Below are 8346 nucleotides of genomic sequence, written 5' to 3'. Positions count from 1 at the left end.
GCGCCAAGGAGCTCGGCCGAAGCGTGTTCGCTGGCCACTGGGTGCTCCTCTCGTCGACGATGATCTGTGCGCATGGGTGTCTGTGCACAGATTAGTGGACGAGGGGGCACTTCGCCGCCACGCCTCGTGCTACGCAGGGGTCAGAAGTGACTGACGGTGCTTTGCAGTGCTGGTGGGAATCGCAACATCGGCCTCAGCTCGTACATCGCGTCGAGCAGGGCGTACGTACGTTCGACTCCGTGGGGAATCTGCCGGCCGCTCATCAGGCCGTCGTGCAGGAACGCCATCTCGGTCGCGAGCCGCTGGTAGCGCGTGACGACCTGGGCCGCGACCTTGCCGCCTTCGCCCTTGGCATACTTGCGCGCGGCCTTGCGGTAGCCGAAGTGCGAGAGGTAGGGAATCTCCGCGGGATGGATCCAGCCGCGCTGCGCGACGTACGACAGCGACCGCTCGAGAATCCGGACCTGCCGGGTGCGGACGATGATCGCGAGCACCGCCAGCCCGACCAGCAGAGCCGCGAGGATGAGGTAGGCCAGCAGGAATCCGGCGCCGCCACCGTAGCTCAAGGAGCCGTTCCACAGGGCATGCAGCCCGATGCTGACGACCACGCCGGCGAGGGAGATGAGGATCTTGAGGGTCCTGGACCTGCGGCCGGCGGCCAGGCCGATCGCGATGCCGAACGCCGAGGTGAACAACGGATGCGCGAACGGGCTGAACAGTCCGCGTACGACGAACGTCGCCGTGACGCCCTCGGCGCCCGCGACCTGGATGTCGGGCGAGCCGAGGTAGCTGCTGGCGTAGTAGCCGATGTTCTCGATGAACGCGAAGCCGATGCCGACGAAGCCGGCGTAGATCAGGCCGTCGAGGAAACCGTCGATGACTCGTCGCGCGCGGACGAAGGTCAGGGCCAGGAACAGGCACTTGGCCGGCTCCTCGACGAGTGGGGCGATGAACGAGGCCATCTTCTTGTCGCTGAGGTCCCAGGTCTCCTGGATCCAGATCTCCAGTGCGAGCGCGATGGCGACCGCGATCACGCCACCCCACACGAACGCGGCGAGCTTGTAGCGGCGGGGCTCGGGCTCATACCGGTCGAGCCACCAGTAGACGAACCACAGCAACGGCAACGGGATGACGGCAAAGAGGATCGACAGCCCTGAACCGGCGGGGTCGCCCGCGCGCCAGGCGATCCACGCTGCGGCCGCGACGCCGACGATCGCGACGACGATGAAGAGCACGATCAACGCCGTGCGGCCTCGCTGGCGAATCGCCTCGCGGTACTTGGGCAACGTCGGCGGGATCGCGGCGGTGGTCGCATCTGTCACTCGCAAATCGTAGGGCATACCGCGGAACTGGGTGCCAGGTCCGCATGCGGGACGACCTGCGCCGATAGGCTTGGTGCGGGTTTGACCGCCCGAGCGCCCGTAGCTCAGCCGGATAGAGCAAGAGCCTTCTAATCTCTAGGTCGCAGGTTCGAGTCCTGCCGGGCGCGCAAACTCGATGTGAGCCCGTCCAGCACCTCCTGCGTGCAGGGCGAGTCGGCTCGGTCCGGCGTATCGTTGACAGCACAAGATCTTGTGTCGGGGGCAGAGGCAGGGCTCCGATGGACACGCAGGTGGCGATCGACATTCACCGGCACTTCGCGTCCCCACGAGAACGCGTCTACCGGGCATTCACCGACGAAACCGAGCTCGCCTCTTGGTTCGGCCCGTTCGCCGGCTGGGTCGTGCCCGGCACCGTCTCGATCGAGGCCCGGGTCGGCGGCCATCGCCGGCTCTCGATGGAGACGTACAGCGGCACGATGAGGTGGACGATCGACACCACGTACACCGACGTCGTCGAGAACGTCCGGCTCGTCGGATACGAGAAGGTGACGGGCTATCCGGCCTTCGAGGGGATCGACCCCTTCAAGGTCAGCCTCGAGTTCTTCGACGAGGGCGGGGGAACTCGGCTCGAGCTTCGCGTCAACCCCTGCCCCCGTGAGGCGGAGACCACGAGCCGCGACTTCTGGATGCAGTCGTTCAGCAAGCTCGACAGCCTCCTCGCCCATGATGACGGTCCTACGTCTCGGCACAACTAATCAGTTGTGCAAACGTATGGTTGTGCATATGATCGCCGCATGACAGTCATCGACGAAGACCTGGACCTGGTGTTCGCGGCACTTGCGGACTCGACGAGACGCGCGATCGTCGAGCGCCTCGCACAGGGCGATGCGACGGTGGGCCAGCTCGCGGAGCCGTTCGCCATGACCCAGCAGGCGGTGTCCAAGCACCTCAAGGTGCTCGAGCGCGCTCGTCTCATCTCACGGACCAGGCAGGCGCAGTCCCGGCCGTGCCGGCTCGACACCGAGCACCTGGCCGAGGCGGTGGGCTGGATCGAGCGGCACCGGCAGGTGTGGACAGATCGTCACGACCGCCTCGACGCGCACCTCGCGACCCTGCCTGCCGAAGGGACGACGGCATGACCGAGACGGGCGAGATGACCTTTCGCCGCGTGCACCGGGCATCGCCGGAGCGACTCTTCGACTGCATGACGACGCCGGAGCACCTGACGCACTTCTGGGGGCCGACCGGTACGACCACGCCGGTCGAGAACATCACGGTCGACCTGCGACCCGGCGGCGTCTTCGAGACCACGATGGTCAACGACGCCGACGGCAGCACGTACGCCATGAAGGCGGTGTACGCCGAGGTCCACCGTCCCGACCGGCTCGTGTGGATCGAGGCGGGCGTCGAGGGCGGCATGCGCACCGAGATCACGTTCGTCGATCTCGGCGACGGCCGCACCGAGGTCGTGACGCACCAGACGAACGTCCCCGCGGCCTACCTCAGCGCCGAGGCGCGGGCCGGCTTCACGACGAGCCTCGACCGCTTCGACAGCTATGTCGCATCGCTCGCGCCGGAGCAGTGACACGAACAGGAGCCCGACATGCCAGACCTCACCTCCCCCGACGGGACGACCATCGCGTACGACCGAGCAGGTGACGGCCCGCCGATCGTCCTGGTCGACGGCGCGATGTGCTTTCGGGGAGCCGGGCCGATGGACCCCCTCGTGCACCACCTGTCAGGCGCCTTCACGGTGTTCACGTACGACCGGCGCGGTCGTGGCGAGAGCACCGACACCCTGCCGTACGCGGTGGAGCGCGAGGTCGAGGACCTCGACGCGCTGATCCACCAGGCGGGCGGCGAGGCGGGCGTCTTCGCGTTCTCGTCGGGGGTGGCGCTCGCGCTCGCGACCGCCGCGGCCGGAGCCGGCATCACCCGGTTGGCGCTCTACGAGCCGCCGTTCCTGGCCGAGGTCGGGGACGCCGGGCGGGCCGAGACCTACACCGCACACCTCAACGAGCTGCTCGATGCCGGTGATCGCGGCGGCGCGGTCGCGCTGTTCATGGCGCGGGTCGGCCTGCCACAGCAGATGATCGACGGTGCGCGCACAACACCGGAATGGGCCAGGTTCGAGGCGGTCGCACCGACGCTGGCGTACGACGACCGGCTGCTCGCCGGTGGTCGGGTGCCACGCGACGTGGCCTCGCGGATCCTCACGCCCGCGCTGCTGCTGAGCGGCGGCGCCAGCCCCGACAGCTTCCAGCAGGCAGCCAAGGCCACGGCCACGGCACTGCCAAACGCCGAGCACCGGACGCTCGAGGGCCAGACCCACGAAGTCGCACCCGAGGTGTTGGCGCCGGTTCTCATCGAGTGGTTCGGCGCCTCACTCCCGACGTAGGCCGAGGGTCGACAAGGCCTTCGGCGTCAGGGCTCCCCCGGCCTCTCCACGATCGACAGGGGTGAGGAATCCGCGCTTGCGGGCCTCCGCGACGCGGTTGGTCCAGGTGCCGGCGCTGCCGCCGAACCGCTCGGCGAGTGCCTTGGACGGCGTACGTACGCCCGACTCCACCAGCGATACGTACTCGAAGGCGAGCGCGGCAAGGACATCGTCGCCGCTGCCGAACCTGCCGCCGCTCTGCTCGAGCAGCTCGGTCAACCTCAGTCTCGGCGCCGGCGGCGGCGAGGCCAGCGAGTCCTTGGTCGCCAGTCGCTTGGCCTCCGACAGCAGCGCACCCAGTGGGAGCTCACGGACGTCATTGCCACTGATGCCCGCCTCGGCGTCCATGAGCCGGAGCGTGATCTCGCGGACGTTCCACTGCCGGTGCGTGCCGCGGCGGTGCAGGCGTACGCCGACGCCCCAGTCGTCGGCCAGGCGAAGTGCCACGAGCCGGTCGCCCTCGGCGTCAGCCATGACGGCGTGCGGTTCGAGCAAGTCGTCGAGCATCTCCTCGAGGCCCATCGCCGCTCCTCAGTGGTAGTGACTTGACATTACCACCGGAGAGCGATCACGTCAGGTGATCGGCGGCTGCCTCGCGGATGGCGCGCGCGGTCGTCTCGAGTGCCGGCGTCTGCAGCGCCCACTGCTGCCAGTAGAGGGTGACGTCGACGTGCCGCCGCGGATCGATGCCGAGCAGCCGGCCGGCACGCTCCCCCTCCTCGTACTGCTCCTTGGGGAGCATCCCCCAGCCGAGGCCGAGGGTGATGGCATCGGCGAACTGCGACGACGCCGGGATGTGATGGCGCGGCGGATGGAGCGGGCGCCGGCTCCGCTGGCGCAGGTAGGCGTCCTGGAGGTCATCGCTGCGGTCGAAGACCACGACCGGCGCCCGCGCCAGGCTTGCCGCGTCGACGCCGCCGGGGAACCACTCCGCGACGAACTCCGGACTCGCCATCGGGCGGTATCGCATCGTGCCGAGCCGGGTCGACCGGCAACCCTGCACCGGCGCGGCGTCGGACGTGATCGCGGCCATCACGGTCCCCGAGCGCAGGAGGTCGGCGGTGCGCCCCTCGTCCTCGCGCCTGACGTCGAAGTAGGCCGTCCCCGACAGCGCCGCGAGCGCCGGCAGGACCCACGTCGCCAGGGAGTCACCGTTGATCGCCAGCGGGATCGTCGGTGGGCGCTGGTCGTCCGGGTCCACCTCCACGCGTACGTCCTGCACCAGTGCCGCGACCTGACGGGCCAGACGCAGATAGGCGTGGCCGGCCTCCGTGGCTTCCGTCGGCTTGGTCCGGCGTACGAGGACGCGCCCCGCGGACTGCTCCAACGCCTTGATGCGCTGGCTGACCGCCGAGGGCGTCAGGTGCAGCGCCGACGCGGCGGCGTCGAACGACCCCTCGTCGACGACGGCGGCCAGGGCGCGGAGCTGGGACAGGTCGACATCGGTCACATCAGCGATGCTAATGCATCATTCATAACCTGAACTGGTCTTCAGACGCTGCGTCCCCTTGGATGGAGCCATGGACCACTCCGCCCTCGTCGCGACGCTCGCCGGTGCGGGCTTCGGCCTGTCCCTCATCATCGCGATCGGTGCGCAGAACGCCTTCGTCCTGCGCCAGGGCCTGCGCGGCGAGCACGTGCTCGCCGTCGTGCTGATCTGTGCGATCTCCGACATCATCCTGATCGCCGCCGGGATCGCCGGCATCGGGAGCCTCCTGGACCTGGCGCCGTGGCTCGTGGACGTCATGCGGATCGGCGGCGCGGCCTTCCTCCTGGCGTACGCCGTGATCGCCGCCCGAAAGGCGATCCGTCCCGGCGCGATCGACCCGGAGACGTCCGGCGCACCCTCGCCGCTGTGGCCGACCGTCACGACCGCCGTGGCGTTGACCTGGCTCAACCCCCACGTGTACCTCGACACGATCCTGCTGCTCGGCTCGGTCGCGGGAACCCACGGCGACGACCGCTGGTGGTTCGGGGCGGGAGCGGCCGCCGGATCGATCATCTGGTTCTCGTCGCTCGGCTTCGGAGCGCGCCTGCTGCGACCGCTGTTCTCCAAGCCTGCCTCGTGGCGGATCCTCGACGCCCTGATCGCGATCGTCATGGCGGCGATCGCCGCCAGCCTGCTGCACGGTCTAATGGAGGGGTGAGGTCCTTCGCTCTCGTCGCCGCCGGTGGCGCCGCGGGCACCCTCGCCCGCCACGGGATCGCCGAGGCGCTGGACGCCGACCGGCTCTTCCCCTGGGCGACCTTCCTCGTCAACGTCACGGGGTCCTTCGCCCTCGGCGCGCTGCTGGCGGTGCTGCTCGTACGCGATCACAGCGCTCCGGCGAACCGGCTACGGCTCCTGCTCGGCACCGGGTTCCTCGGCGGCTACACGACGTACAGCGCCCTCGCCGTCGATACCGACACATTGCTCCGCGGAGATCACGTGACGCTCGGCCTCGCCTACGCGGCAGGCAGCGTCTTCGCGGGCCTCGTCGCGGCATTCGCAGGCGTGATGGCCGCCCGCAAGGTCGTGGGATGACGACGCTGCTGATGGCGCTGGCCGGCGGCCTCGGTGCGGGCACGCGCTACTCGCTCGACGCCTGGATGCGCCCGCGGGTGTCCCCCAGGCTCCCGTGGTCTACCCACCTGATCAACATCACCGGGTCGTTGCTGCTCGGCCTGATCGTCGGCGTCGGCGCCGACGACACGTGGCACACGATCGTCGGGACGGGCTTCCTCGGCGGCTACACGACGTTCAGCACCGCGAGCGTCGAGTCGGTGCACCTGGCCCTCGACCGTCGCTACCGCGCAGCTGCGGTCAACGCCGTGGGAATGCTCGCGCTGAGCATCGCCGCGGCGTCCCTCGGGTACGTCATCGGCAACGCGCTCTGAGCGTCGAGTCGCAGGCCCCCGGGGCGGGTCAGGACTTCTTGGCCGCGTCGATCGCGGCCTGGAGGGTCTGCGGCGTCGGCGACTCGACCTTCTTGTCCGCCACGTAGACCGTCGGGGTGGAGTTCACCCCACGCTTCGCACCCGCAGCCTTGGCCTCGTCGATCCACGGCACGAATCGCTCGGTCTTCACACACGAGTCGATGCCCGTGATGCCCAGCCCCTCGAGGGCCGTGATCAGCTCGGCGTTCTCGGGTCCGTTCGTGCCCTCCTCCGGCTGGTTCTGGTAGAGGTAGTCGTGCACCTTGACGTAGTCGGCAACGCCGCCGTTGTCGAGTGCGCACAGCGCGGCATTCGCGGAACGATGGGAGTACCTGTTGGGGCTTCCGCCGGTCTCGTCCAGGAACGAGAACGGGCGGTACGTGATCGTGATCGCGCCGCTCGCGACCTGCTCCTTGAGGAACGCGTTGCTGGTCTGCTCGAACTGCAGGCACGCGGGGCACTGGAAGTCTTCGTAGAGCTCGACCGAGACGGGCTCGGTGCCGGACGGGGCTTCGCCGCCCGCGGCCGCCGTGTCGTAGACGATGCCGAAGTCCTTGGTCGTGTTCTTGGGGTTGACGACCTCGGTCTCCTTCTTGTTCTTGTCGCTCTCGCTCTTGACGGCATAGCCGCCGACGGCGATCAGGGCGATGACGACCGCGACGATCCCGACAGTGATCAGGTTGCGCTGCTTGCGGTCGGCCTTCTCACGCTCTTTGCGCATCTGCTCGGCCCGGGCGGCACGCTGCTGACGTTCGTTGCTCACTGATTTCTCCTGGATCGGGCGGTCACCAACTGGACCAACGCGGCTCGCTCGTTGAAGGTTCCATCAGACCCTACCGGCCCGCACGAAGGACGCGTCGACACGTCACGTCCATGGGTCGTACTAAGGTCAACGGCGTGAATGACAAGCTGGTGTGGATCGACTGCGAGATGACCGGACTCTCCCTCGAGAGCGATGCCTTGGTCGAGGTGGCGGCCCTGGTCACCGACTACGACCTCAACGTCCTCGGTGAGGGGATCGACCTCGTCGTCAAGCCGCCGCAGGCCGCGCTCGAGCAGATGAACGACTTCGTCCGCGAGATGCACACCAGCTCAGGGCTGCTGACGAAGCTCGACGAGGGCCTGAGCCTCCGCGACACCGAGGAGCAGGTCCTGACCTACGTCCGTGAGTTCGTCAAGGAGCCCGGCAGAGCGCCCATGGCCGGCAACACGATCGGCACGGACCGGGCGTTCCTGGCCCGCGACATGACCGAGCTCGAGAGCTGGCTGCACTACCGCGTCGTCGACGTCTCCTCGATCAAGGAGCTCGCGCGCCAGTGGTTCCCCCGGGCCTATTTCGCGGCGCCGGCCAAGGCCGGTCATCACCGCGCGCTGGTCGACATCCAGGAGAGCATCGAGGAGCTGCGCTACTACCGCCGGGCCGTTTTCACCCCGGATCCCGGCATCGACTCCGAGACCGCCAGGGCCATTGCCGCCGAGGTCGCCGGATCGCTGACCGGTGAGGCCCGGCCTACGGTCTGAACGGCCTCAGGTCTGCGTTAGACTTCCTGACGCCGTGTCGGGCGCATGCCCGGCACGCGTGGTGGGCGTAGCTCAGTTGGTAGAGCACCGGCTTGTGGTGCCGGTGGCCGCGGGTTCAAGTCCCGTCGTCCACCCCACGAAGACCCCCGT

The 8346-nt window shown here is 68.7% G+C and carries 11 protein-coding genes, 2 tRNA genes and 1 pseudogene; 10 read left to right on the top strand and 4 right to left on the bottom strand.

The genetic code is table 11. The features are described 5' to 3' along the window. Positions 1-140: 140 nt before the first annotated feature. Positions 141-1322 carry a PrsW family intramembrane metalloprotease gene (locus V6M46_RS15060; protein WP_332666569.1) on the bottom strand — a complete coding sequence of 394 codons (1182 nt, stop codon included), beginning with the start codon at positions 1320-1322 and terminating at the stop codon, positions 141-143. A 93-nt stretch (positions 1323-1415) separates the two neighbouring features. Here V6M46_RS15060 and V6M46_RS15055 point away from each other — a divergent pair. From V6M46_RS15055 to V6M46_RS15035, 5 genes and pseudogenes are all read left to right on the top strand, one after another. Then, positions 1416-1489 (top strand) — tRNA-Arg (locus V6M46_RS15055). Between the two features lie 111 nt (positions 1490-1600). Beyond that, on the top strand, positions 1601-2077 hold the full coding sequence (locus V6M46_RS15050) for an SRPBCC family protein (protein ID WP_332666567.1): 477 nt from the start codon (positions 1601-1603) through the stop codon (positions 2075-2077). A 39-nt stretch (positions 2078-2116) separates the two neighbouring features. Next, positions 2117-2461 (top strand): ArsR/SmtB family transcription factor, encoded by a 345-nt coding sequence (locus V6M46_RS15045; RefSeq protein WP_332666565.1) that lies wholly within the window; start codon positions 2117-2119, stop codon positions 2459-2461. Next, the gene (locus V6M46_RS15040; RefSeq protein WP_332666563.1) at positions 2458-2907 is read left to right on the top strand and encodes an SRPBCC family protein; all 450 of its coding nucleotides are present in this window, start codon (positions 2458-2460) and stop codon (positions 2905-2907) included. Before V6M46_RS15045 ends, V6M46_RS15040 begins: the two co-directional genes overlap by 4 nt. An 18-nt stretch (positions 2908-2925) precedes the next feature. Further along, a pseudogene (locus V6M46_RS15035) lies at positions 2926-3651 on the top strand (alpha/beta fold hydrolase); the annotation flags it as partial. Between the two features lie 54 nt (positions 3652-3705). Here the strand turns inward: V6M46_RS15035 and V6M46_RS15030 are convergent. Together V6M46_RS15030 and V6M46_RS15025 are read right to left on the bottom strand one after the other, a co-directional pair. Beyond that, the gene (locus V6M46_RS15030) at positions 3706-4281 is read right to left on the bottom strand and encodes a hypothetical protein (protein ID WP_332666560.1); all 576 of its coding nucleotides are present in this window, start codon (positions 4279-4281) and stop codon (positions 3706-3708) included. A 46-nt stretch (positions 4282-4327) separates the two neighbouring features. Then, the gene (locus tag V6M46_RS15025; protein ID WP_332666559.1) at positions 4328-5209 is read right to left on the bottom strand and encodes a LysR family transcriptional regulator ArgP; all 882 of its coding nucleotides are present in this window, start codon (positions 5207-5209) and stop codon (positions 4328-4330) included. Positions 5210-5279: 70 nt separating this feature from the next. Here V6M46_RS15025 and V6M46_RS15020 point away from each other — a divergent pair, with 70 nt between their 5' ends. Genes V6M46_RS15020 through V6M46_RS15010 form a run of 3 tightly spaced genes read left to right on the top strand, consistent with a single transcriptional unit; the run spans position 5280 to position 6636 of the window. Beyond that, positions 5280-5906, top strand: coding sequence for a LysE/ArgO family amino acid transporter (locus tag V6M46_RS15020; RefSeq protein ID WP_332666558.1), 627 nt, complete (start codon positions 5280-5282; stop codon positions 5904-5906). Continuing rightward, positions 5903-6283: a fluoride efflux transporter FluC gene (locus V6M46_RS15015; RefSeq protein WP_332666557.1), complete on the top strand. Its 381-nt coding sequence runs from the start codon at positions 5903-5905 to the stop codon at positions 6281-6283. The genes V6M46_RS15020 and V6M46_RS15015 overlap by 4 nt, the downstream gene beginning before the upstream one ends. After that, positions 6280-6636: a fluoride efflux transporter FluC gene (locus V6M46_RS15010; protein WP_332666556.1), complete on the top strand. Its 357-nt coding sequence runs from the start codon at positions 6280-6282 to the stop codon at positions 6634-6636. The genes V6M46_RS15015 and V6M46_RS15010 overlap by 4 nt, the downstream gene beginning before the upstream one ends. 28 nt (positions 6637-6664) lie before the next feature. On the opposite strand, the gene V6M46_RS15005 is transcribed toward V6M46_RS15010, so the two are convergent. Further along, a complete protein-coding gene (locus V6M46_RS15005) occupies positions 6665-7438 on the bottom strand; it encodes a DsbA family protein (RefSeq protein WP_332666554.1) in 774 nt (257 codons plus the stop codon). A 134-nt stretch (positions 7439-7572) separates the two neighbouring features. Here V6M46_RS15005 and orn point away from each other — a divergent pair, with 134 nt between their 5' ends. After that, entirely contained in the window at positions 7573-8196 is a 624-nt protein-coding gene (gene orn / locus V6M46_RS15000) for an oligoribonuclease (protein WP_332666552.1), read from the top strand. A gap of 61 nt (positions 8197-8257) precedes the next feature. After that, positions 8258-8333, top strand: a tRNA-His gene (locus tag V6M46_RS14995). Positions 8334-8346 lie beyond the last annotated feature (13 nt).

The organism is Aeromicrobium sp., assembly GCF_036676885.1.
Classification (GTDB): domain Bacteria; phylum Actinomycetota; class Actinomycetes; order Propionibacteriales; family Nocardioidaceae; genus Aeromicrobium.
The sequence above is the reverse complement of the archived record's forward strand: the minus strand, read 5'-3'. Positions and strand labels throughout refer to the sequence as shown.